General features: G+C 71.7%; 18 protein-coding genes. 2 read left to right on the top strand and 16 right to left on the bottom strand.

The features are described from left to right. Positions 1-59 precede the first annotated feature (59 nt). From ACIPSC_RS24130 to ACIPSC_RS24095, 8 genes are all read right to left on the bottom strand, one after another. On the bottom strand, positions 60-2,138 hold the full coding sequence (locus tag ACIPSC_RS24130; RefSeq protein WP_400828163.1) for a hypothetical protein: 2,079 nt from the start codon (positions 2,136-2,138) through the stop codon (positions 60-62). 152 nt (positions 2,139-2,290) lie between these two features. Then, complete coding sequence (locus ACIPSC_RS24125; protein WP_400828162.1) at positions 2,291-2,776, bottom strand: GtrA family protein; 486 nt, start codon at positions 2,774-2,776, stop codon at positions 2,291-2,293. Then, a complete protein-coding gene (locus ACIPSC_RS24120) occupies positions 2,776-3,732 on the bottom strand; it encodes a glycosyltransferase family 2 protein (protein WP_400828161.1) in 957 nt (318 codons plus the stop codon). Before ACIPSC_RS24120 ends, ACIPSC_RS24125 begins: the two co-directional genes overlap by 1 nt. A 172-nt stretch (positions 3,733-3,904) precedes the next feature. Further along, a complete protein-coding gene (gene tuf / locus ACIPSC_RS24115) occupies positions 3,905-5,098 on the bottom strand; it encodes an elongation factor Tu (RefSeq protein WP_313764195.1) in 1,194 nt (397 codons plus the stop codon). Positions 5,099-5,333: 235 nt separating this feature from the next. Then, positions 5,334-7,439 carry an elongation factor G gene (gene fusA, locus ACIPSC_RS24110; protein WP_400828160.1) on the bottom strand — a complete coding sequence of 702 codons (2,106 nt, stop codon included), beginning with the start codon at positions 7,437-7,439 and terminating at the stop codon, positions 5,334-5,336. A 39-nt stretch (positions 7,440-7,478) separates the two neighbouring features. After that, positions 7,479-7,949 (bottom strand): 30S ribosomal protein S7, encoded by a 471-nt coding sequence (gene rpsG / locus ACIPSC_RS24105; RefSeq protein ID WP_030055803.1) that lies wholly within the window; start codon positions 7,947-7,949, stop codon positions 7,479-7,481. Between the two features lie 2 nt (positions 7,950-7,951). Beyond that, positions 7,952-8,323 carry a 30S ribosomal protein S12 gene (rpsL, locus tag ACIPSC_RS24100; RefSeq protein WP_014144289.1) on the bottom strand — a complete coding sequence of 124 codons (372 nt, stop codon included), beginning with the start codon at positions 8,321-8,323 and terminating at the stop codon, positions 7,952-7,954. A 414-nt stretch (positions 8,324-8,737) separates the two neighbouring features. After that, entirely contained in the window at positions 8,738-9,319 is a 582-nt protein-coding gene (locus ACIPSC_RS24095; protein ID WP_400828159.1) for a DUF1707 and DUF4190 domain-containing protein, read from the bottom strand. A 438-nt stretch (positions 9,320-9,757) separates the two neighbouring features. Between ACIPSC_RS24095 and ACIPSC_RS24090 the strand changes: the two genes are divergently transcribed. Together ACIPSC_RS24090 and ACIPSC_RS24085 are read left to right on the top strand one after the other, a co-directional pair. Further along, positions 9,758-11,080, top strand: a complete 1,323-nt coding sequence (locus ACIPSC_RS24090; protein WP_400828158.1) for a DUF2786 domain-containing protein — start codon at positions 9,758-9,760, stop codon at positions 11,078-11,080. A gap of 99 nt (positions 11,081-11,179) precedes the next feature. Beyond that, positions 11,180-12,280, top strand: coding sequence for an ADP-ribosylglycohydrolase family protein (locus ACIPSC_RS24085; RefSeq protein WP_400828157.1), 1,101 nt, complete (start codon positions 11,180-11,182; stop codon positions 12,278-12,280). Between the two features lie 54 nt (positions 12,281-12,334). On the opposite strand, the gene ACIPSC_RS24080 is transcribed toward ACIPSC_RS24085, so the two are convergent. From ACIPSC_RS24080 to ACIPSC_RS24045, 8 genes are all read right to left on the bottom strand, one after another. Next, positions 12,335-13,666 (bottom strand): serpin family protein, encoded by a 1,332-nt coding sequence (locus tag ACIPSC_RS24080; protein ID WP_400828156.1) that lies wholly within the window; start codon positions 13,664-13,666, stop codon positions 12,335-12,337. Positions 13,667-13,772: 106 nt separating this feature from the next. Beyond that, positions 13,773-14,987: a cytochrome P450 gene (locus ACIPSC_RS24075; RefSeq protein ID WP_400828155.1), complete on the bottom strand. Its 1,215-nt coding sequence runs from the start codon at positions 14,985-14,987 to the stop codon at positions 13,773-13,775. A 118-nt stretch (positions 14,988-15,105) separates the two neighbouring features. After that, the gene (locus tag ACIPSC_RS24070; protein ID WP_400828154.1) at positions 15,106-15,846 is read right to left on the bottom strand and encodes an SIR2 family NAD-dependent protein deacylase; all 741 of its coding nucleotides are present in this window, start codon (positions 15,844-15,846) and stop codon (positions 15,106-15,108) included. A 114-nt stretch (positions 15,847-15,960) separates the two neighbouring features. Further along, on the bottom strand, positions 15,961-16,575 hold the full coding sequence (locus tag ACIPSC_RS24065) for a hypothetical protein (protein WP_400828153.1): 615 nt from the start codon (positions 16,573-16,575) through the stop codon (positions 15,961-15,963). Between the two features lie 168 nt (positions 16,576-16,743). Continuing rightward, positions 16,744-17,442 carry a response regulator gene (locus ACIPSC_RS24060; protein WP_400828152.1) on the bottom strand — a complete coding sequence of 233 codons (699 nt, stop codon included), beginning with the start codon at positions 17,440-17,442 and terminating at the stop codon, positions 16,744-16,746. Then, positions 17,442-18,626, bottom strand: coding sequence for a sensor histidine kinase (locus ACIPSC_RS24055; RefSeq protein WP_400828151.1), 1,185 nt, complete (start codon positions 18,624-18,626; stop codon positions 17,442-17,444). Before ACIPSC_RS24055 ends, ACIPSC_RS24060 begins: the two co-directional genes overlap by 1 nt. An 82-nt stretch (positions 18,627-18,708) precedes the next feature. Beyond that, complete coding sequence (locus ACIPSC_RS24050; RefSeq protein ID WP_400828150.1) at positions 18,709-19,383, bottom strand: hypothetical protein; 675 nt, start codon at positions 19,381-19,383, stop codon at positions 18,709-18,711. 180 nt (positions 19,384-19,563) lie between these two features. After that, positions 19,564-23,457 (bottom strand): DNA-directed RNA polymerase subunit beta', encoded by a 3,894-nt coding sequence (locus tag ACIPSC_RS24045; protein ID WP_400828149.1) that lies wholly within the window; start codon positions 23,455-23,457, stop codon positions 19,564-19,566. Positions 23,458-23,465: the final 8 nt, after the last annotated feature.

Genomic DNA, 23,465 nt, shown 5'->3' with positions numbered 1-23,465 from the left:
TGCGATTGCTGTGAATAGTAGCGGGTCACCGTGAATGCTCGGTGACCCTCCCGGGGCCGTCAGCCACCGGGGAAGGTGCGCTTCCACGGTTCGGTCCAGAGGTTCTGAGGATCGCTCAGCACCGTCACCTTGACCCCCTGGGCGGCCAGGTCGTGCTTGATCCGATCGCCCACCGAGCGGTCGGCGGTCACGATCGTCGGCGCGGCGGGCAGCTTGGCGATGAACTCCTTCAGCTTGCCGACCGACTTGCGGTAGTCCTCCTCCTTGGGGGAGGGACCGCCGATGCCGATGTGCGGGTGCATGTCGTACAGCGCGGCCATGTCGCCGCCGCGCCGGTTGAGCAGCGCGGCGAGCCAGGTCGCCTTGAGGTTCTTGTAGTCGTCGTTCGCCACCAGGAAGACGACCGGGCCGGTCACACCGGGGAGCTGCAGCGCCTCGGCGCCCTTGGGGCCCATGTCGCTGCGCCACTCGCCGCGGCCCCAGGCCACCAGCGGATTGGCGTACCAGTCGGCGCGCTTGTCCTCGGTGCTGAGGAAGCCCCACTGGACGCCCGCGAAGAGGCTGAGCGCGGTGGCGACGGTCAGGACGGAGACGACCAGCTCGCCGGCCCGCCGCGGCAGCGTCCGGGCGCTCCCCCGGTACTGGCCCTGCAGCACGACGCCGACCGCGCCGAGCGAGACCAGGCTCACCACGACGCCGACGGCGGTCATCTTGTGGAAGTAGTACGAGTACCGCTGGATGGTGTGCAGCTGGTACAGCGCGAAGGCGCTCAGCAGCGCGCCCGTGCCGAGCAGCACCGCCAGGTGCGCCTGGCCGGTGGCCGTGCGGCGGTTGCGCGGCATCACCGCGGCCAGCAGGCCCAGCAGCCCGCCGCCGATCAGCACCGAGTTGTCGGCGCTGACGGACGGGCCGTTCATGTTGGAGGCGCTGGCCACGTCCAGGTCGCCCGTCAGCGACAGGGCGCTCGGCAGCGCGGCGACACCGAGCGTCACCACCAGTGCGGCGAGCACCCAGACCCAGCGGCCGGCGAACTTGCGGCGGTGCACGACGAGCGCGCCGAACAGCGCGACGCCGGCGAACGCGCCGTAGATGTTGTACGCGTAGGTGACCGTGACCATGCCGGCGGCGCCGGCCAGCAGGAACTCGCCCACCCCCATGGCCGGGCGGACGGCGACCGCCAGCGTCAGGGTCACGAAGAAGAGCCCGATGAAGGTCGAGTCGAAGCCGTGGGCGAGCAGGTCCAGGTAGTTGGTCGCCAGCATGATGGCGCCGACGGTCGCGCACACCGCGGTGCACCGCCAGCCGCGCAGCCGCGGCCCGCCGATCCAGCGGGCGGCCCAGACCAGCCCGCCGCAGAACAGCGCGTAGCAGACCAGCAGGTACAGGAAGTAGCGGTTGACCGTGTAGACCATCGCGCCGGGGTCGGCGGAGGAGTGGACCAGCGCGTCCACCCAGGCCAGCAGGAAGTGCGAGCCCTGCGGGTAGGTCACCTCGGACGGCGGGATCAGGTAGGCCTTGGCCGCCTCCTGGTGGAGGAAGTTGAAGCCGCCGACGCCCTGGATGCCGGAGAAGAAGGAGAAGTGGGCGAGCCGGTCCTCGGAGGTGGCAAACAGCGCCACCCGCTCGGCCGCCGTCTCCCCCATCAGCGGGTGGACGAGGTAGCGCCCCACCACCGCGACGGTGCCCAGGACCAGGAGGTCCGAGCCGCGGAAGCGCAGCGGCAGTCGCGGGCGCCGACGCGCGAGCCAGCCGCCGACCGAGATCAGGGAGAACATCACCCCGGTGGTCGGCACCGGGGCGAGGCCCCACGGCCAGAGCGAGTACACCAGGCCGAGGGTGAGCACCGAGCCGGCGACGATCAGGCCGGCGATCACCAGGCGGTCCAGCAGCACGCCGCCGGTGCGGATCACGACGGCGACCGCCAGCACGAGCAGCGGCAGGAGCAGGACGCCGAGGTGCACCGCCACCAGCCCGGCCGGTACCAGCCAGGACAGCAGCAGGGCCAGGGCCAGGTGGAGCGGGTTGCGCCGGGGCTGCCGGGCCCCGGACCGGATTCTCGGCCCGACGGGTCCGGCGGGCTCGGCCGGCTGCGGCCGGCTCCGAGCTCCTCTGGTCAGCTCGGGCTGTGCGGTCGACACGCGGAGTGCCCCTTCGGTCGGATCTCCGCCATCGCCCCCCTCTGGGCCGGGCGGGCCTCCCGTCCACCGAAACGACACAACAGCGCACGGGTAGGCTACAAAGGGCAATCATATAGACAGCCTGCGTCCCCGAACGATCGCGGGGCGCGCCGTCAACTGTCGGACAACCCGGACGGCTTGCTCCGGAAGACCCAGACCTTCAACAACAGGAACCGCGCCACCGTGGCGAGCCCGTTCGCGGCCACCAGGCCGGCGACCTCCACCACCCGGGACGCGTCCGGGACGGCGAGGTCGAGCAGGGCGAGCGCCCCGGCGCTGAGGCCGAGACCGATCACGAAGGCCACCGCGCCCTGGAGCTGATGACGAATCATCCCCTCCGACCCGGTGACCCCGAAGGTGAAACGCCGGTTGGCGGCCGTGTTGGCGACCGCGCTGACGGCGAGTGCGATCAGGTTGGCGGCCTGCGGGCCGGTGAACCAGCGCGCGACGACGAACAGCAGCAGGTAGAAGAGCGTGCTGAGGACGCCGATGACCAGGAACGACGGGAGCTGACGCCGGGTCGACCCGCTCGCCGGCGACGCGGCGGGCGCGGGCGCGGTCGGCGAGTGGGGCGGCGTCGGGCCGCCGGCGGACGCCATCAGGCCCGCCCCTCCGACTCGTCGTCGGCGGAGTCGTAACCGACGAAGTAGGCCGGCCGGGCCTGGACGGCCGAGTAGATCCGGCCGACGTACTCCCCGAGCAGGCCGACGCAGACCAGCTGGACCGCGCCGATGAAGAGCATCCCTATGAACAGCGACGACCAGCCCGGCACCGTCGACCCGAGCGCGTACTCGACGGTGGTGTAGACCGCCAGGCCGATGCAGACCAGGAAGCTCAGCAGGCCCAGCCAGGTGGCCAGCCGCAGCGGGCTGGCGGAGAAGCTGGTGATGCTGTCGAGGGCGAGCCGGACCATCTTGGACAGCGGGTAGTGGGTGCTGCCGGCCACCCGCTCCTCGCGCACGTAGACGACCTCACCGCTCGGGAAGCCCAGCCACGGCACGAGCATCCGGTAGACCGGCTGCTGCTCGGGCAGCGCCTTCAGCGCGTCGACCGCGGCGCGGCTGAGCAGCCGGAAGTCGCCGGCCTGGTTGGGCATCCGCTTGCCGACCAGCTTGCGCATCAGCCAGTAGTACGCGCCGGCCGTGTGGCGCTTGAAGAAGGTGTCGGTGCCGCGGTCCCCGCGCACGCCGTAGACGATGTCGAGGCTCTGCTCGCGGGCGAGCGAGAGCATCTCGGGGATCTTCTCGGGCGGGTCCTGCAGGTCGGCGTCGATGGAGACCACGTAGTCGCCGAAGGCCCGGTGGATGCCGGCGGCCAGCGCCGCCTGGTGCCCCGAGTTCCGGGCGAAGCGCACGATGCGGAACTCGGGCCAGTCTTGCCGGATCTTCTGCATCAGCACCGGGGTCGCGTCGGTGCTGCCGTCGTCGACGCCGACGACCTCATAGGTGACGTCGAGCCCGTCCAGGATCGGTCGCAGTCGCTCGACCGTCAGCGGCAGCGCTTCCTGCTCGTTGTAGATCGGCATCACGATCGACAACTGGGGAGCCGTGGGCATGAGCTGGTCCCGCTTTCCACTGCTTGGGCTTGGTTTCGGCAAAGATAGCAGCCGCCTCTGAGCGGTCCGTGAAGGCTGATGAGGCGCTGGTGAGAAGGCCGAAGGGCCCCGCACACCGGGGTGTGCGGGGCCCTTCGGATGCCTGTGGAGCAGGCAGGTCTAGACCGTCAAATTACTTGAGGATCTTGGTGACCTGGCCGGCGCCGACGGTGCGGCCACCCTCACGGATGGCGAACTTCAGGCCCTCCTCCATGGCGATCGGCTGGATCAGCACGACGGTCATGGCGGTGTTGTCGCCCGGCATGACCATCTCGGTGCCCTCGGGGAGGGTCACGACGCCGGTCACGTCCGTGGTACGGAAGTAGAACTGCGGGCGGTAGTTGTTGAAGAACGGGGTGTGGCGGCCACCCTCGTCCTTCGACAGGATGTAGGACTGGGCCTCGAACTCGGTGTGCGGGGTGACCGAGCCCGGCTTGATGATGACCTGGCCGCGCTCGACGTCCTCGCGCTTGATGCCACGGAGCAGCAGACCGACGTTCTCACCGGCCTGGCCCTCGTCGAGCAGCTTGCGGAACATCTCGATGCCGGTGACCGTGGTGGTGGTCTTGGTCTCCTTGATGCCGATGATGTCGACAGTCTCGTTGACCTTCAGGATGCCACGCTCGATACGACCGGTGACGACGGTGCCACGACCGGTGATCGTGAAGACGTCCTCGATCGGCATCAGGAACGGCTGGTCCACGGCGCGGGCCGGGGTCGGGATGCTCTCGTCGACCGCGTGCATGAGGCCGAGGAGCTTCTCGCCCCACTCCTTGTCGCCCTCCAGCGCCTTCAGCGCGGAGACGCGGACGACCGGCAGGTCGTCGCCCGGGAACTCGTACTCGGAGAGGAGCTCACGGACCTCGAGCTCGACGAGCTCCAGGATCTCCTCGTCGTCCACCATGTCGGCCTTGTTCAGGGCGACGACGATGTAGGGGACGCCGACCTGGCGGGCCAGGAGGACGTGCTCCTTGGTCTGCGGCATCGGGCCGTCGGTGGCGGCGACGACGAGGATCGCACCGTCCATCTGGGCCGCACCGGTGATCATGTTCTTGATGTAGTCCGCGTGACCCGGGCAGTCAACGTGGGCGTAGTGACGCGCCTCGGTCTGGTACTCGACGTGCGCGATCGAGATGGTGATACCGCGCTGCCGCTCCTCCGGCGCCTTGTCGATCTGGTCGAACGGCGTGAAGGGGTTGATCTCCGGGTACGCGTCGTGCAGCACCTTGGTGATGGCCGCGGTAAGGGTCGTCTTACCGTGGTCGATGTGACCGATGGTGCCGATGTTGACGTGGGGCTTCGTCCGCTCGAACTTCGCCTTCGCCACTGCAGTCCTCCTGAGGACAGTTCTGTACGCCGTGCTGACGTCAGTTGGTCTTTGATCGGGTTTGGGTACGGGGTGCCGGAGCACCCCATGCCGTCCCGCGGGTGGGGGCCGGAGGCCCCCGGGAGAATCCGGCTGGATCCTCCCGGGTTGCCTCCTAATAGCCTAAGGGTTCGCAATCGTCCCGAATGTCGGGACGTACTGCGGCCTCGGATAAGGGGCCGGCTGGCGCCGGTCCTTACTCGCCCTTGGCCTTGGCGATGATGTCGTCCGCCACGTTCCGCGGAACCTCGGCGTACGAGTCGAACTGCATCGAGTAGCTCGCGCGACCGGAGGTCTTGCTGCGCAGGTCACCGACGTAGCCGAACATCTCGGAGAGGGGCACCAGCGCCGTGACGACGCGGGCACCGTGACGCTCGTCCATGGACCGGATCTGGCCACGGCGAGAGTTGATGTCGCCGATCACGTCGCCCATGTAGTCCTCGGGCGTGGTGACCTCGACGGCCATCATCGGCTCAAGAAGGACCGGCTTGGCCTTCTTGGCGCCTTCCTTGAAGGCCATCGAACCGGCGATCTTGAACGCGAGCTCGGAGGAGTCGACGTCGTGCGCCGCACCGTCGAGCAGCTTCACGCGAACGCCCTGGAGCGGGTAGCCGGCGAGGATACCGAACTCCATGGCCTCCTGGCAGCCGGCGTCGACCGACGGGATGTACTCCCGCGGCACGCGACCACCGGTGACCAGGTTGACGAACTCGTAGCCCTCGGCCTGCTCGAGCGGCTCGATCGCGATCTGCACCTTGGCGAACTGACCGGAACCACCGGTCTGCTTCTTGTGGGTGTAGTCGATGCGCTCGACGGCCTGGCGGATCGTCTCGCGGTACGCGACCTGCGGCTTGCCGACGTTGGCCTCGACCTTGAACTCACGGCGCATACGGTCGACGAGCACCTCGAGGTGCAGCTCGCCCATACCCGCGATGATGGTCTGGCCGGTCTCCTCGTCCGTGTTGACCTGGAAGGACGGGTCCTCCTCGGCGAGACGCTGGATGGCGACACCCAGCTTCTCCTGGTCACCCTTGGACTTGGGCTCGATCGCGACGCGGATGACCGGGGCCGGGAAGTCCATGGACTCCAGGATGACCGGGTTCTTCTCGTCGGACAGCGTCTCACCGGTGGTGGTCTGCTTCAGGCCCATGACGGCGATGATGTCGCCGGCGCCCACCGAGTCGATCTCCTCACGCTTGTTCGCGTGCATGCGGTAGATCTTGCCGATGCGCTCCTTCTTGCCCTTGACGGCGTTCAGCACCGAGGTGCCGGACTCCAGGCGGCCCGAGTAAACCCGGACGAAGGTGAGCTTGCCGAGGTGCGGGTCCGACATGATCTTGAACGCGAGCGCGGAGAGCGGCTCGTCGTCCGAGGCCTTGCGGGAGATCTTGACGGTGTCGTCGCCCGGCTTGGTGCCCTCGATGGACTCGATGTCCAGCGGGGACGGCAGGTACTTGACGACCGCGTCGAGCAGGGGCTGAACGCCCTTGTTCTTGAACGCGGTACCGCAGAAGATCGGGGTGAAGTCCGAGTTCAGCGTGCCCTTGCGGATCGCGTCCTGCAGCAGCTCGACCGGGATCTCCTCGCCCTCCAGGGCGAGCTCCATGATCTCGTCGCTGACGTTGGACACGGTGTCGATCAGCTGCTCGCGGTACTCCTCGGCCTGCTCCTGCAGGTCGGCCGGGATGTCGACGATGTCGTACATCTCGCCCTTGGCGGCCTCGGCGGACCAGACCAGGGCCTTCATGCGGACCAGGTCGACAACGCCCTGGAAGTCCGACTCGGCACCGATCGGCAGCTGCATGACCAGCGGGGTCGCGCCGAGGCGGTCCACGATGGTCTTGACGCAGAAGAAGAAGTTCGCGCCCGTGCGGTCCAGCTTGTTGATGAAGCAGATGCGCGGGACGCCGTAGCGGTCAGCCTGCCGCCACACGGTCTCGGACTGGGGCTCGACACCCGCAACACCGTCGAACACCGTCACGGCACCGTCGAGCACGCGCAGCGAACGCTCCACCTCGACGGTGAAGTCGACGTGGCCCGGGGTGTCGATGATGTTGATGGTGTTGTCGACGTCGTCGACCGTCCAGTGACAGGTCGTCGCGGCCGACGTGATCGTGATGCCGCGCTCCTGCTCCTGCTCCATCCAGTCCATGGTGGCAGCGCCATCGTGGACCTCACCGATCTTGTACGAGACACCGGTGTAGAACAGGATCCGCTCGGTGGTGGTGGTCTTGCCCGCGTCGATGTGGGCCATGATCCCAATGTTGCGGACCCTGGCCAGGTCAAGGGAGGTTGCAGCCATGGTGGCTCGTTCTCTCTCTGTCTAGTGACGGGGTACGGACTACCAGCGGTAGTGCGCGAAGGCCTTGTTGGACTCGGCCATCTTGTGGGTGTCCTCGCGACGCTTCACGGAAGCGCCCAGGCCGTTGCTGGCGTCGAGGATCTCGTTCATGAGGCGCTCGGTCATGGTCTTCTCGCGACGGGCGCGGGAGTAACCGACCATCCAGCGCAGCGCCAGGGTGCTGGCGCGGCCCGGGCGGACCTCGACCGGAACCTGGTAGGTCGCGCCACCGACACGGCGGGACTTGACCTCGAGGGCCGGCTTGACGTTCTCCAGCGCGCGCTTCAGCGTCACGACGGGGTCGGAGCCGGTCTTCTCACGAACGCCCTCAAGGGCGCCGTAGACGATCCGCTCGGCGGTGGAGCGCTTGCCGTGCAGCAGGATCTTGTTGACCAGCTGGGTGACGACCGGGGAGCCGTAAACCGGGTCGATGATGACCGGGCGCTTCGGGGCGGGGCCCTTACGAGGCATTCTTACTTCTCCTTCTTGGCGCCGTAGCGGCTGCGGGCCTGCTTGCGGTTCTTGACACCCTGGGTGTCGAGCGAACCGCGGATGATCTTGTAGCGGACACCAGGAAGGTCCTTCACACGACCACCGCGCACCAGCACGATGGAGTGCTCCTGCAGGTTGTGGCCCTCGCCCGGGATGTAAGCGGTGACCTCGATCCCGCTGGTGAGGCGCACACGGGCGACCTTACGGAGAGCCGAGTTCGGCTTCTTCGGGGTGGTCGTGTACACACGCGTGCAGACCCCACGGCGCTGCGGGGAGCCCTTCAGCGCGGGAGTCTTGTTCTTCTCGACCTTGTCCTGCCGGCCCTTTCGGACCAGCTGCTGGATCGTAGGCACCGTTTCTCCGTTTTCTGTGTGCCAAGGCTTGGTGGAACTAACCTGCGGTGTTCCCGTCGCACACGGCCCCGTGGTCGACCCACGCGGTCGGGTGTGTTGGGTTTATTCCGGCACGGAATCCCATGGGCTGCTGTACAGCGACGGCGCTCACGCGCGGCGCGCCGAAAAGGCGCTCCGGCTTGGCGCGGCGACCGGTGTGCATGCACGCACAAGGACCCGGGGACACCCCAGGCACAAGGTCAGAGCGTACCTAGCGCATCGGGCGCGGTCAAAACAAATGGAACGCCGCAGGTCGCGGCCGTCGGCCGGGTGTCGCGCGGGTGTCCCGCGCGCGGCCGCCCGGTGTCGGGCCGCTCCTCATGCCGCTCTATCACACCTCGGCGGCGCCCGCCACCGGAGGCGCGCCGGCGGGGCTCAGCCGACCGAGAGCACCACCAGCATGAAGAGGCTCCACATCACGCACTCCAGGTAGCCGAGGACCAGCCCGACGGTGGCCATCGCGTCGCCGTCCTCGTTGCGCTCGCGGATCTGGCCCTTGGCGATGTGGCCGGCGATCACCGCCGGCAGCCCCAGCCCGACCAGGCTGAGCACCAGCGAGGCGATCGCGGCGCCGTTGGTCGGCCGCGCCGGCGGCGGCGGGGGCGGCAGGAAGGTCTGCGGCACCGGCGCGCCCGCCATCGTCATCGGCGTGACCATCGGGCCGGACGGCAGGTCGGCGACCAGCCGGGCGAGCTCGCCGTAGGTCTGCGCCGAGCTCGCGGCCTCGAAGCGCTGACCGTACTCGTCGGCGGAGAGCCGCCCCTCGGCGTACGCGGCCTTCAGCACGTCCACCGTGCGGTCCCGGTCCGTGTGCGCGGCCCGCATGGCCGCCTGCGGCATCTGGGGCGCCTGCGCGGGCTGCGCGGGCGGCCACGGCTGGGCATACGGCTTGACCGGCACGTGCGGCGGAGGCGCCCCGTACCCGGAGCCCTGCTCGCCCCACGGCTGAACGGCCATCCGACACCTCCGACGCCCCGGCGCGCTCCGCGCGCTCACTGCCCTTCATAGTGCAGGACGAACCCGGGCCCTGAGTAGTTGCCACTTTGCGCAGCGGACTCCGAGCCGGTCCCGCGGCCCACCCGTCCGGACGGGCTCCGGCCCGCCGTCCGGCGTCCTGTCCGGCCTCGCGGCACCGCCGCGTGGCCCACCGCCTGCGCAATCCTCCCCGAGACCTTCACCGAGGCCGAGCCGGGGGTCGGGTTACCTGTGGTCGGGCGGCGGTGATTCGGACGGCGGTGATTCGGACGGCGGTGGTCGGGCGCCCGTGGTCGGGCGTCGGGCCCCGGCTGCCTGTGCGGGGCGCCCGCTCCCGGCCGCCGGGCCGGGCGCTCCGGCATCATGGGCGGGAGGCTGTCCTGACCGCAGGGCGGGACGAGCGACGAGGGCAGGAACACCGTGGGCAGGCGCAGGCAGCAGGGGCAGGCCGGGGCGGACGGGGGCGCGGCGCCGCTGCTGGACCAGGCGGTCCGGGCGGTGCTGACCGCGCCCGAGGACGGGCTGGACCTCGCCCTGGACACCGGCGCGTCGCTGCTGGCCGCGGCCCCGGCCCAGTGGCCGGCGGTGAGCCGGGCGCTGCTCGGGTACGCGGACACCGCGGTCGGGCGCTGCTGGTCGGCGGGCTGGCGGCCGGCCGACCTGGCCCGGGTGGTCCGGCGGGAGCTGAAGCCGGTGCACCTGGCGCTGGCCGTGGACCTGATCGCGGCGGAGAGCCGTCGCCACCCGGCGGCCGCACTGGACCGGCGCTGGCAGGAGCAGCTGCGCGAGCTGGAGGCCGAGGTCTGGTGGCAGGGCGACGAGGAATACCTGGCCGCCTTCGCCCACCGGCACCGGCTGGACCGCTTCGCGCTGGCGACGGCGGCGCTGGAGCTGCTGCGGACGTGGGGCCGGCTGCCCCCGATCGCGCCGGTCGGCCCGGCACCGGGGGCCGGCGGACGGGCCGGGGGCTCGCCCCGGGTGGAGCAGCGCGCGCAGGGGCCGGTGCCGGGCGAGCCGCGGATGCTCTCCCGGATCCGGGCGTTGCTGGCGAAGGCCGAGTCCACCGAGTACCCGGAGGAGGCCGAGGCGCTGACCGCCAAGGCCCAGCAGCTGATGGCGCAGCACAGCATCGACGAGGCGCTGCTGGCGGCCGGCGGCACCGACCGGAACGCCCCGGGGGCGCTGCGGATCGGCGTGGACAACCCGTACGAGGGCCCGAAGACGATGCTGCTGGACGCGGTGGCGGCGGCCAACCGGTGCCGGGTGGTCTGGGCGAAGGAGTTCGGCTTCTGCACGGTCGTCGGCTTCGACGGCGACCTGGACGGCGTCGAGCTGCTCTACACCTCGCTGCTGGTGCAGATGACGCACGCGATGCAGAAGGCGGGCTCCCGCCAGCACCTGGACGGCGCCTCACGCACCAAGGCGTTCCGGCAGTCCTTCCTGGTGGCGTACGCGGCGCGGATCCGCGAGCGGCTGACCGCCGCGACCGAGCGGGCCACCGAGGACGCGGCGGCCGGTCGGCACCTGCGCGAGGACGGCACCGAGGAGCACCTGGTGCCGGACGAGCGGCTGCTGCCGGCGCTGGCGGCCCGCACCGAGGCGGTGGACCAGGAGGTGGGGCGGATGTTCCCGAAGCTGGTCTCGCAGCGCGTCCGGGTGAGCGACGGCGAGGGCTGGGTGGCGGGCCGTGCGGCGGCCGACCGGGCCGCCCTGCACGGCCGGGCCGGGGAGATCCGCCGGTAGGGCCTGTCCCGCGGCCGCCGGGCCGTCCCGGCCGGGACGGCCCGGCGGCCGCGGCCCGCCTGATAGAACGGACTCCGGGACGAACGAGGGGGAGCGACGGTGACCGAGCCCAAATACCCGGACCGGGTGCGCGGTGCGCTGCTCGGCGGCGCGGTCGGCGACGCCCTGGGCTGGCCGGTGGAGTTCCAGCAGCTGTACCAGATCCGGGAGCAGTACGGCCGGGCCGGCGTGGCCGGGCTGCCGTCCGGCGGCCGGATCGCCGAGGTCACCGACGACACCCAGATGACGCTGTTCACCGCCGAGGGCCTGATCCGCGGCTTCGTCCGCGGGTGGTCGGGCGGCGGCGGCTCGGTGCCGGAAGCCGTGCACGGCGCCTACCGGCGCTGGCTGCTGACGCAGAACCAGGGCGCACCGGACCGCCACCCGCTCCCCCGCCCGTACGACGGCTGGCTGCTGCGGCAGCCGTTCCTGTACGCGCGGCGGGCGCCGGGCAACGCCTGCCTGACCGGGGTGTCCTACCACCCGGAGTTCGAGGCGCCGGCCCCGTTCGGGCAGCCCGGGCCGATCAACGCGCACTCCAAGGGGTGTGGCACGGTGATGCGTTCGGCGCCGTTCGGGCTGGCCCGGCTGGGCGCCGAGCAGTCCTTCGGGCTGGCGGCGCAGTGCGCGCAGCTGACCCACGGGCACCCGACCGGCTACCTGGCGGCGGGCGCGTTCGCGTCGCTGGTGGAGCGGCTGGCGGACGGGGTGGAGCCGTGGACGGCGGTCGGGCTGACCGTCGAACAGACGCGGGACTGGCCGGCCTCCAAGGAGACCGTCCAGGCGCTGGCGAGGGCCGTCCGGGTGGCCGAGGAGGCCGAGCCGTCGGCGGAGGCGGTGGAGCGGGTCGGGCTCGGCTGGATCGCCGAGGAGTGCCTGGCCATCGCGGTGTACTGCCTGCTGGCCACCGCCTCGGGACCGGACCCGGCCAGGAGCGCGCTGCTGCTGTCGGTGAACCACTCCGGGGACAGCGACTCCACCGGTGCGGTCTGCGGCAACCTGGTCGGCGCCGCGTACGGCGCGGCGGCGCTGCCGGCGGCCTGGACCGACGCGGTGGAGGGCAACGAGACGCTGCTGCGGGTCGCGGACGACCTGCTGGTGCTGTTCGGCAGCCGGGAGCCGGCCCACCCGGCGCTCGGCGACCGCTACCCGGCCTGGTAGCGGCCCCGGGCTGCCCCGGCCGGCCCCTGGCGCGCCGTGCCGAGGCGCCCGGGCTCAGTGCGCCTGGGGGTCGGTGACCTGCCCGAGGAAGAGCGGCCGCCCGTTGGCGGTGTCCCGGACCACGAAGAGGAACGGCCGGTCGACGTGCAGCACGGCGGGCTGCTTGGGGGCCTGCGCGGCCGTCGCCTCCAGGCCGGCGCCGCTGCCGGCGGCGGCCACCGTACCCTCCTCGTCCACCTGGACGGTCGCCTTCTGCACGACCGTGCCGATCACCAGCCGTTCGTCGGTGCCGGGGCCGGGGATGCCGCCGAGGTCGGCCGGGCCGAAGGCTGCCTGCACGCCGAGCGCGCGCAGGGCGGGGGTGAGTTCGTCGGCGGTGTCGAAATGGAAGCGCGGCAGCGCCAGGTCGACCTGGCGCTCGGCGAGCGAGTCCAGGATCAGGGCCAGCTGCGTCTGGTCCAGGCCCTTGCGGAAGGCCTCGAACCCGCCCTGCGCGGGCACCACCACGTCCATCGCGAGCCGGCCGCCGGCGTAGGGCAGCTCCACGGCCTGCCACGGCTCGCCGAGGATGCCGCCGGAGCCCTCGGCGTAGCGCAGGGTCGCGGTCTGGCTCATCGTGCTGACCGCCGGGGTGGAGCCGTCGAGGCGGTGGAACGGCCGGTCCGCGGTGTTCGCGGCCTTGAACGGGGAGGCCCACTTCGCCTTGAGGTAGAGCGCGTCGGTGAGGGCCAGCCGGGTGTCCCGGTTGAGCCCGTCCGGGCCGAAGAGGTCCTTGATCCGGCCCTCGGTCGCCTTCTCGACCGCCGCGTTGACGGTCTTGCGGGCGTCGTCCGGGTGCTTCAGGAAGTCGACCGGGTGCACGCCGGTGTCGAAGGCGGCGGCCAGCGTGGCCAGGTAGTCCTGGCCGAGCGGGAAGCCCTGCTGGACCCAGAGGTCGTCGGCCTGCCGGAGGGTCAGCCCGTCGGCGGGCGGGACGCCGCGGCCGAGGGCGCCCATGGCGACGGCGTACTGCTGCGGGGTGAGGTCGGTGTGCAGGGCCCTGGCGAGTTCGTCGGCGGTGGTGCCGCGGGCGCCGGGCAGCACCATGGCGAGCACGGTCGCCAGGCCGGACGGGGAGAGCACCAGGTTCCGGCCGGCCCGGTCGGGCGTCGCGGTCAGGGTGTGCAGCAGGTCGAGGCCGAAGGCGTTGGCGGCGGCCGCGGTCGCGGCGAGCTGGGCCGGGTCGGCGGGCGGCAGGGAGGCGGGTGCGGAGGCCCGGACGACGATCGGCGCGCCGGCGGCGCCGCTGCCGCACCCGGCGAGCAGCGGCGCGGCGAGCGCGGCGGTGAGGAGCAGGACCGCCGGGCGGCGGGCGGGGAACCGGGTTCCGTGGGTGCGGCTCGTCATGGCGATTCGACGTGGCCGCCGCCCGACCGGTTCCCCGGCCCGATCCGGGCCGGCGGCCCCGTTCGCCTCCGCCCGCTCCGCCCGGCCGGGCGCGCCCCCGGCCGGCTCAGACCTCGACCAGCAGCTCCTGCAGCCCGCGGATGACGTAGCCCGGGCGCCACTCGGGCTCGCGGACCAGCCGCAGGCCCGGCGCCCGGCGCAGCAGCGCGCCGTACGACTCGCTCAGCTCCAGCCTGGCGAGCGGGGCGCCGAGGCAGAAGTGGATGCCCGCGCCGAAGGTGATGTGCGGGTTGTCGGTGCGGCCGAGGTCGAGCCGGTCGGGGTCGGCGAAACGGGCCGGGTCACGGTTGGCGGAGCCGAAGAGCAGGGCGATCTCGGCGCCGCGCGGGACGGTGGCGCCGCGCACCTCGATGTCCTCCAGCACCCAGCGCTCGAACATCTGCAGCGGGGTGTCCCAGCGCATCAGCTCCTCGACGGCGGTCGGCAGCAGCCCGTCCACGTCGGCGCGGAGCCGGGCCAGCTCGCCGGGGTTGCGGAACAGCGCCCACCAGCCGTTGCCGGTGGTGTTGACGGTCGCCTCGTGGCCGGCGTTGAGCAGCAGCACGCAGGTGGAGACCATCTCCTGCTCGCTGAGCGCGTCCGAGCCCTCCTGGGCCTGGATCAGCGCGCTGATCAGGTCGTCGCCGGGGGCGGCCCGGCGCTCGCGGATCAGCGCCCGCAGGTAGTCGGAGAACTCGGTGCTCGCGGTGACGGCCCGGCGGGCGGCCTCCTCGGTGGGGTTGAGCTCGAACATGCCGGTGATGTCGGCGGACCAGGGCCGCAGCAGGTGCCGGTCCGCCTCCGGGACGCCGAGCATCTCGGCGATCACCGCGACCGGCAGCGGCTCGGCGACGGCGGCGATCAGGTCGCCGCCGCCGGCCGCGAGCAGCCCGTCTACCAGTTCTCCGGCGAGCCGCTGCACGGTCGGCCGCAGGCCCTCGACCATCCGCGGGGTGAACGCCTTGGAGACCAGCCGGCGGATCCGGGTGTGGTCCGGGCCCTCCAGGTCGAGCAGCCCGTGGTCGTTGAGCGTGTGGAACGGCTCGTGCGCCGGGTCGGGCGCGGGCCGGCCGAACTCCTCGTGGGTGAAGCGGTGGGTGTACGTGCGCCCGAGCCGCCGGTCCCGCAGCAGCGCGCTGACGTCCTCGTACCGGGACACCAGCCACTGGCCGGTCGGTTCGAAGTACGTCACCGGCGCGTGCTCGCGCAGCTCGGCGTACGCGTCGTACGGGTGGGCCACGAACGCCGCCGACCAGGGGTCGAACTTCGCCGTCGTCGTCATCGATCGATCACTCCTGGCCGTGAGGGGGAGAGCCGGGATGATCATCGTACGCACGCGGCCTGTCCGGTCCAGGGCCTTCGGGGGTCCGGTTCTCACCGGCCCTCCAGGCCCCGGCGGGCTACCCGTACTGCTCCACCAGGCGGCGGACCAGCGCCGGGAGCGCCGTGGAGATGGGCTCGCGGACCACCTCGGCCGCCGCCTCGTCCAAGGGGGTCGGCTCGCCGTTCACGATGACCAGCCGGGCGCCGCTCCGCACCGCCTCCAACGGCAGCCCCGCCACCGGGAAGACCTGGAGGCTGGTGCCGACCGCGACGAAGAGGTCGCACGACCTGGCGATGGTGTCGGCCTGCTGGAGCACCGTCCGGTCCAGCGCCTCGCCGAACATCACCGTGCGGGGCCTGAGGATGCCGCCGCAGTCCCGGCAGGCCGGGTCCGGCTCGCCGGCCGCCACCCGCTCCAGCGCCTCGGCCATGGTGCCGGGCGTCCGGCAGTCCACGCACTGCACCTCCCGTGCGGTGCCGTGCAGTTCGAGCACCTTGCGGGGCGTCAGTCCGGCCCGCTGCTGCAGGCCGTCGACGTTCTGGGTGAGCACCCGCATCGGCAGCCCGCTGCGTTCCAGCTCGACCAGGGCCCGGTGGCCGGCGTTCGGCTCGGCGGCCAAGGCGCCGGCGTCCCGGCGCAGCAGCCAGGCCCGGCGGCGGACGTCCGGGTCGGCCAGGTACGGGCCGATGGTGACCAGGTCCTGGGCGCTCGGGTCGCGCTGCCAGAGCCCGTTCGGGCCGCGGTAGTCGGGGATGCCGGAGTCGGTGGAGATGCCCGCTCCGGTGAGCACGGCGATCAGCGGACGCTTCGCGTTCATGCCCCGGACGGTACGGTCCGGCCGTCGGGGGGCGCCAGCGAATTCCGCCGACGCCCCGTCACCGCCCGGACCTCCCAGCGCCGCTCAGGCCCGCTCAGGCCCGCTCAGGCCCGCTCAGGCCCGGGCGGCCAGCGGGCGGCGCAGCCCGGTGAAGCCCGCCAGCGGAGCCAGGGCCACCAGGTAGAGCACCGCGGCCACCGGGATCAGCGCCAGGTCGGCCGCCGTCATCGCGGTGCCGACCAGCACCAGCACCGGGCTCCACCAGCGCAGCGTGCGCGTCCGGCCCGCCGCGGCGGCCACCAGCAGCGCCAGCAGGCCGACGTAGAACAGCATCGGACCGACCGAGTAGAAGGCCGGCAGCACCCCCGGCCGGCTCTGGACGGCGTCGAACAGCCGGTGCTGGTCCGCCTTGTCGACGGCCACCGCCCCGACGTACAGGTCGATGCCGATCTGCCCCAGCGAGGCCGCCAGGCCCGCGAAGGCCGTCCCCGCCGCCGCGTTCGCGGCGAGCCGGCCCACTGCCCCGCGCGGCCGCAGCCCCCGGCGCAGCGCCGCCAGCACCACGCCGAACAGCAGCAGTCCGACGAACATCAGGCCGTGGCCGACCAGCCAGCCGGGGCCCGGGTCGCGGGAGCCCTCCAGCAGCCGGATGCCGCCGTACAGGCCCATCAGGGCGGGGGCGCCGGCGACGGCGAGCGGGGTGAGGCGGGCGAGCTTCGAGGTGTCCATGGTGCGCTCCGAATCCGTGGGTCCGTTCCGACACCACCGATGCTGTCCGCCACGGCCCTCGTCGCGGATCGCCCGTACCGGCGAAGTGGCCGCCTCCCCCGCACGGGTGAGTCGTCCTCACCCCCGCGCCGCGCTCACCCCTGCGCCGCGCTCAGCCCCGCGCCGCGCTCAGCCCTGTCCGGCGACGACCGCCCCGGCCTCGTACGCGAACACCACCGCATGCACCCGGTCCCGCAGCCCGAGCTTGGCCAGCACATTGCTGACGTGCGTCTTCACCGTGTGCTCGCTCACCACCAGCTCGGCCGCGATCTCCGCGTTGGAGAGCCCGCGGGCCAGCAGCCGCAACGTCTCCTGCTCCCGTACGGTCAGCTGCTCCAGCAGCCGGGACGGCGCCCGGACGCCCTGCACCCCCTGGGCCGCGGCGCCCGGCCCGCCCGGCCGGCGGGCGGCGAACTCGCCGATCAGCCGGCGCGTCACCGACGGCGCCAGCAGCGCCTCGCCGGAGGCCACCATCCGCACGCCGTGCGCCAGGTCGTCCCGGCGGACGTCCTTCAGCAGGAAGCCGCTGGCCCCGGCGTACAGCGCGTCGAAGACGTAGTCGTCGATGTCGAAGGTGGTCAGCATGATCACCTTGGTGGCCGGGAACTCCGCGCAGACCCGCCGGGCCGCCTCCAACCCGTCCATCACCGGCATCCGGACGTCCAGCAGCAGCACGTCGGGCTCGTGCACCCGTACCGCCTCGATCGCCTCCGCCCCGTCGCAGGCCTCGCCGACCACCTCGATGTCCGGCTGCGCGTCCAGGATCATCCCGAACCCGGCCCGCACCAGCTCCTGGTCGTCCGCGACGACCACCCGTATCGGCTGCATCAGCCCACCCTCTCCGCCAGGCCCGCTGCGCCCAGGGGCAGCCGGGCGCTCACCAGGAAACCCCTGCCGCCCGGGCCCGGCCCGGCCTCGGCCCGGCCGCCGCAGGCCGCCGCCCGCTCCCGGATGCCGACCAGGCCGCGCCCGCCGGACCAGCCGCTCGCCACGTGCTCCGACGACAGCCGCAGCCCGTGCCCGTCGTCGGCCACCGTGACCGACAGCTCCTCCCCCGCGCGGACCACCCGTACCGACACCCGCGAGGCCTCGGCGTGTTTCACGGCGTTGGTCAGCGCCTCCTGCACGATCCGGTAGGCCGCCGCCTCCACCTCGGCCGGCAACGGCCCGGCCGAGGGGTCCACCTCCAGCTCGACCGCCGGGCCGGTGCCGCTCACCCGCTCCGCCAGCGCCGGGAGTTCGTACAGCCGAGGCTGCGGCGCCAGCTCGGGCGCCGCACCGTCCTCCTTCAACACCCCTAGCACCCGCCGTAGTTGGACCATCGCGTCGCGGCCCGCACCGGCGATGTCGTCGAAGGCGCGGATCGCCCGGTCCGGGTTGTCGCGCACCACCAGCGGACCCGCCTCGGCCTGAATGACCATCAACGAGACGGCGTGCGCCAGGATGTCGTGCATCTCCCGGGCGATCCGGGCCCGCTCCTCGGCCACCGCACGGGCCGCGTCGCTGGCCGCCCGCCGCCCGGCCTCCAGCGCCCGGTCCGCCTCCACCCGGGCCAGCCGGCGCAGCTCGCGCACCAGCGAGCCGAAGACGAAGGTGCCGATGGTCAGCAGCAGGCTGAAGAACGCGCCGTTGACCGAGTGCGTGCCCAGGATGTTGGAGACCACCAGGATCCCCAGCAGCAGCCCGCGCTGCCAGTCCCGGGCCCGGTCCGCCACCGTGTAGATGGTGACCACCGCGTACACCGGGATCTGCGGCATCACCGAGTGGGCCACCACCGACACCGGGATCGACGCCAGACCGCTGAGCGCGGCCACCGCCAGCGGCGCCCGGCGCCGCCACGGCAGCGGCAGGGCGGTGCCGGCCGTCATCGCGTAGACCCACCAGGGCCAGTGCGTGTCGTCGTTCCAGACCGACCAGAGCGAGACCGCGAACGAGAACAACGCCAGCGGGACGTCCAGCAGATACGGGTTCCCCCCGGCCAGCCGGGCCCACCACTGTGCCACTCGTCCCACCGCGACCCCTCCCCCGAGCCCGGGGACACCGCCCCCGCGGAGAAGATCATGCCCCACCGGCAGGGCTCCCGGCACGCGGGTCTCAGTCATGCCCGACCGTCACGCCGCCCGTCTCGGCCCGGGCGAGGATGCCGCGCGGCGCCCCCGGCTGCCGGGGCACCGCCACGTCCACCTGGCCCGTCCCGGCGCTCGCGTCCACCGCGTAGGCGTCTCCGGCCGGCATCCGCAGCCGGACGCCACCCGTCCCGGTCCGCGCCTCGACCTTCGCCGGCGCGGCGGCGAAGGACGCCTCGATCCCGCCGGTGCCGGACCGCAGCAGCGCCGTCGGGGAGGTCAGCCCGCTCGCCTCCACCCCGCCGGTGGAGACCGTGGCCTCCACCTCACCGGCCAGCCCGCTCAGCCGCACGCCGCCGGTCTCCGCCGTCACCCGCACCGCCGTCCCGGCCGGCACGTCCACCTCGTAGCCGAGCCCGCAGTCCTCGCAGTCGTAGGTCAGCGTGAGCGTCCCGTCCTTCAGCTCGTGGCTGCTCCGGGGCGCCTCCCCCCGGTAGTTCTGGTGCTCGGTGACCCGCACCCCGCTGCCGCCGCCACCGCGCACGACCACCCCGCCGACGCGGCCCTGGACGACCAGCACCCGGACCGGCTCGGCCACCGCGTAGCTGACGTCCCGCCGCTCGTCGTCGTCCCCGACGAAGCACCCGGACATCCCGGCCAGCACCGCCCCCGTGATCGCCACCGCACCCAGCACCCGCTTCATCCCCGACTCCTCCCGCATCCGTCTTCCGATGCTCCGAGGCTCCCCCGGGCCGCCCCGCCGGCGCCTCGCCCGCAGGAGCGGTTTCACCGCCTCCCCCGCGCGACGGATCCGGCCGCGGGAACGCCGCAGGGCGGCCACCCGAATGGGGTGACCGCCCTGCGGCGTTCAGTGACCGTGGACTCAGCCGGTGTACGGGCCGTAGTCGTAGTCGTCCAGCGGGACCGCCTGGCCGGAGCCGGCGCCGAAGGGCGACAGGTCGTAGTCGTCGTAGCCGACGGCCGAGTACATGGCGGCCTTGGCCTCCTCGGTCGGCTCGACCCGGATGTTGCGGTAGCGGGGCAGACCCGTACCGGCCGGGATGAGCTTACCGAGGATGACGTTCTCCTTGAGGCCCAGCAGCGGGTCCGACTTGGCGTGGATCGCCGCGTCGGTGAGGACCCGGGTCGTCTCCTGGAAGGAGGCGGCCGACAGCCAGGACTCGGTGGCCAGCGAGGCCTTGGTGATACCCATCAGCTGCGGACGGCCGGAGGCGGGGTGACCGCCCTCGGAGACCACGCGACGGTTCTCCTGCTCGAAGCGGCCGCGCTCGACGAGCTCGCCCGGGAGCAGCTCGGCGTCGCCCGACTCGATGATCGTCACGCGGCGGAGCATCTGCCGGATGATGATCTCGATGTGCTTGTCGTGGATCGACACACCCTGCGAGTTGTAGACCTTCTGGACCTCGGCGACCAGGTGGACCTGGACGGCACGCTGGCCCATGATGCGCAGGACGTCGTGCGGGTTGGTGGCACCCATGGTCAGCTTCTGGCCGACCTCGACCGCCTCGCCCTCGCTGACGAGCAGCTTCACACGCTTCGAGACCGGGTAGGCGATCTCGTCGGTGCCGTCGTCCGGCGTGATGACCAGCTTGCGGGTCTTCTCGGTGTCCTCGATGCGGACCCGGCCCTGCGCCTCCGAGATCGGGGCCACACCCTTGGGGGTACGGGCCTCGAAGAGCTCGACGACACGCGGCAGACCCTGGGTGATGTCGTCACCGGCCACACCACCGGTGTGGAAGGTACGCATGGTCAGCTGGGTACCGGGCTCACCGATGGACTGGGCGGCGATGATGCCGACCGCCTCACCGATGTCGACCAGCTTGCCGGTGGCCAGCGAGCGCCCATAGCACATGGCACAGGTGCCGACGGCCGACTCACAGGTCAGGATCGAGCGGGTCTTGACCTCGCTGATGCCGTGGCGGATCAGCTCGTCGATCAGCACGTCACCGAGGTCGGTGTTGGCGGTGGCAAGGAGCTTGCCGTCCACCGTGATGTCCTCGGCGAGCATGCGGGCGTAGACGCTGGTCTCGACGTCGTCGGCCTTGCGCAGCACGCCGTCGGCACCGACGGAACCGATCGCCAGCTTCAGGCCGCGCTCGGTGCCGCAGTCCTCCTCGCGAATGATGACGTCCTGGGAGACGTCGACCAGACGACGGGTGAGGTAACCGGAGTCGGCGGTACGGAGGGCGGTGTCCGCGAGACCCTTACGGGCACCGTGGGTGGAGATGAAGTACTCCAGCACCGAGAGGCCCTCACGGAACGACGCCTTGATGGGGCGGGCGATCGTCTCGTTCTTCGCGTTGGACACCAGACCACGCATACCGGCGATCTGACGCATCTGCATCATGTTTCCACGAGCACCGGAGTCGACCATCATGAAGATGGGGTTCGTCTTCGGGAAGTTCTCGTTCATGGCCTCGGCGACCTCGTTGGTCGCCCGGGTCCAGATGCCGATGAGCTCCTGCTTGCGCTCGTCGTTGGTGATCAGACCGCGCTCGTACTGCTTCTGGATCTTCTCGGCCTGCGCCTCGTAGCCCTCAAGGATCTGGCCCTTGGTCGGCGGGACGACGACGTCGGAGATCGAGACGGTGACACCGGAACGGGTCGACCAGTGGAAACCGGCCGCCTTCAGGTTGTCCAGGGTCGCCGCGACGACGACCTTGGGGTAGCGCTCCGCCAGGTCGTTGACGATCGCGGAGAGCTGCTTCTTGCCCACCTCGTAGTCGACGAACGGGTAGTCCTCGGGCAGCAGCTCGTTGAAGAGCGCACGGCCCAGGGTGGTGTTCAGGCGGAAGGACTCGCCCTCGAACCAGGTCGGGCGGCCCTCCTCGTCCACCGGCGGGGTCCAGCTGCGGGGCGGGACGGTGCCGATGGGCAGGCGCAGCTCGATCGGGGCCTGGACGCCCAGCTCGCGGGCGTCGAAGGCCATGATCGCCTCGGCGGTCGACGAGAAGGAGCGGCCGGCGCCCTTCACGTTCTCGCGGTCCGAGGTGAGGAAGAACAGACCGAGCACCATGTCCTGGGTCGGCATGGTGACGGGGCGACCGTCGGCCGGCTTCAGGATGTTGTTCGAGGACAGCATCAGGATGCGGGCCTCGGCCTGCGCCTCCGCGGAGAGCGGCAGGTGGACGGCCATCTGGTCACCGTCGAAGTCCGCGTTGAACGCGGTGCAGACGAGCGGGTGGATCTGGATGGCCTTGCCCTCGACCAGCTGCGGCTCGAAGGCCTGGATGCCGAGGCGGTGCAGGGTGGGTGCACGGTTCAGCAGGACCGGGTGCTCGGCGATGACCTCTTCGAGCACGTCCCACACGACCGGGCGGGCACGCTCGACCATGCGCTTGGCCGACTTGATGTTCTGCGCGTGGTTCAGGTCGACCAGGCGCTTCATCACGAACGGCTTGAAGAGCTCCAGCGCCATGGCCTTCGGCAGACCGCACTGGTGCAGCTTGAGCTGCGGGCCGACGACGATGACCGAACGGGCCGAGTAGTCGACTCGCTTGCCGAGCAGGTTCTGGCGGAAACGACCCTGCTTGCCCTTCAGCATGTCGCTGAGGGACTTCAGCGGGCGGTTGCCCGGGCCGGTGACCGGACGGCCGCGGCGGCCGTTGTCGAACAGCGCGTCGACGGCCTCCTGGAGCATGCGCTTCTCGTTGTTCACGATGATCTCGGGCGCGCCGAGGTCGAGAAGCCGCTTCAGGCGGTTGTTGCGGTTGATGACGCGGCGGTACAGGTCGTTCAGGTCGGAGGTCGCGAAGCGGCCACCGTCCAGCTGCACCATCGGACGCAGGTCCGGCGGGATGACCGGGACGCAGTCCAGCACCATGCCGTTGGGCTTGTTGGTGGTCTGCAGGAACGCGGAGACGACCTTGAGGCGCTTGAGCGCACGGGTCTTCTTCTGGCCCTTGCCGGTGCGGATGATCTCGCGCAGGCGCTCGGACTCCTCGGCCAGGTCGAAGGTCTCGAGGCGGTCCTTGAGGGCCGCCGCGCCCATCGAGCCGGAGAAGTAGGTGCCGAAGCGGTCGCGCAGCTCGCGGTAGAGCAGCTCGTCGCCCTCGAGGTCCTGGACCTTGAGGTTCTTGAAGCGGGCCCACACCTCGTCGAGACGGTCGAGCTCGCGCTGCGCGCGGTCGCGCAGCTGCTTCATCTCGCGCTCGGCGCCCTCGCGCACCTTGCGGCGCACGTCGGCCTTGGCGCCCTCGGCCTCCAGCTCGGCCAGGTCGGTCTCGGCCTTCTTGGCGCGGGCCTCGAGGTCGGAGTCGCGGCGGTTCTCGATCTGCTGACGCTCGACCGAGACGTGCGCCTCCAGGGACGGCAGGTCGCGCTGGCGGCGCTCGTCGTCGACCCAGGTGATCATGTAGGCGGCGAAGTAGATGACCTTCTCGAGGTCCTTCGGCGCCAGGTCCAGCAGGTAGCCCAGGCGGGACGGGACACCCTTGAAGTACCAGATGTGGGTGACCGGGGCGGCCAGCTCGATGTGACCCATCCGCTCACGGCGCACCTTGGCGCGGGTCACCTCGACGCCGCAGCGCTCACAGATGATGCCCTTGAAGCGGACGCGCTTGTACTTGCCGCAGTAGCACTCCCAGTCCCGGGTGGGGCCGAAGATCTTCTCGCAGAAGAGCCCGTCCTTTTCCGGCTTCAGGGTGCGGTAGTTGATGGTCTCCGGCTTCTTGACCTCGCCGTGCGACCACTGGCGGATGTCGTCGGCGGTGGCCAGGCCGATGCGGAGCTCGTCGAAGAAGTTGACGTCAAGCACTGGTCGTC

The sequence above is a fragment of the Kitasatospora sp. NPDC090091 genome, assembly GCF_044747365.1.
Taxonomy (GTDB): Bacteria; Actinomycetota; Actinomycetes; order Streptomycetales; family Streptomycetaceae; genus Kitasatospora.
Note: the sequence above shows the minus strand (reverse complement) of the source record. Positions and strands in the feature narration are given on the sequence as shown.

Excerpts from the sequence above, each read along its gene's own strand:
- ACIPSC_RS24080 (WP_400828156.1), bottom strand. The coding sequence starts at position 13,666 with ATGACGAGCCGCACCCACGGAACCCGGTTCCCCGCCCGCCGCCCGGCG.
- ACIPSC_RS24065 (WP_400828153.1), bottom strand. The coding sequence starts at position 16,575 with ATGGACACCTCGAAGCTCGCCCGCCTCACCCCGCTCGCCGTCGCCGGC.
- rpsG (WP_030055803.1), bottom strand. The coding sequence starts at position 7,949 with ATGCCTCGTAAGGGCCCCGCCCCGAAGCGCCCGGTCATCATCGACCCG.
- ACIPSC_RS24070 (WP_400828154.1), bottom strand. The coding sequence starts at position 15,846 with ATGAACGCGAAGCGTCCGCTGATCGCCGTGCTCACCGGAGCGGGCATC.
- ACIPSC_RS24120 (WP_400828161.1), bottom strand. The coding sequence starts at position 3,732 with ATGCCCACGGCTCCCCAGTTGTCGATCGTGATGCCGATCTACAACGAG.
- ACIPSC_RS24050 (WP_400828150.1), bottom strand. The coding sequence starts at position 19,383 with ATGAAGCGGGTGCTGGGTGCGGTGGCGATCACGGGGGCGGTGCTGGCC.
- fusA (WP_400828160.1), bottom strand. The coding sequence starts at position 7,439 with ATGGCTGCAACCTCCCTTGACCTGGCCAGGGTCCGCAACATTGGGATC.
- ACIPSC_RS24075 (WP_400828155.1), bottom strand. The coding sequence starts at position 14,987 with ATGACGACGACGGCGAAGTTCGACCCCTGGTCGGCGGCGTTCGTGGCC.
- ACIPSC_RS24060 (WP_400828152.1), bottom strand. The coding sequence starts at position 17,442 with ATGCAGCCGATACGGGTGGTCGTCGCGGACGACCAGGAGCTGGTGCGG.
- ACIPSC_RS24125 (WP_400828162.1), bottom strand. The coding sequence starts at position 2,776 with ATGGCGTCCGCCGGCGGCCCGACGCCGCCCCACTCGCCGACCGCGCCC.
- ACIPSC_RS24095 (WP_400828159.1), bottom strand. The coding sequence starts at position 9,319 with ATGGCCGTTCAGCCGTGGGGCGAGCAGGGCTCCGGGTACGGGGCGCCT.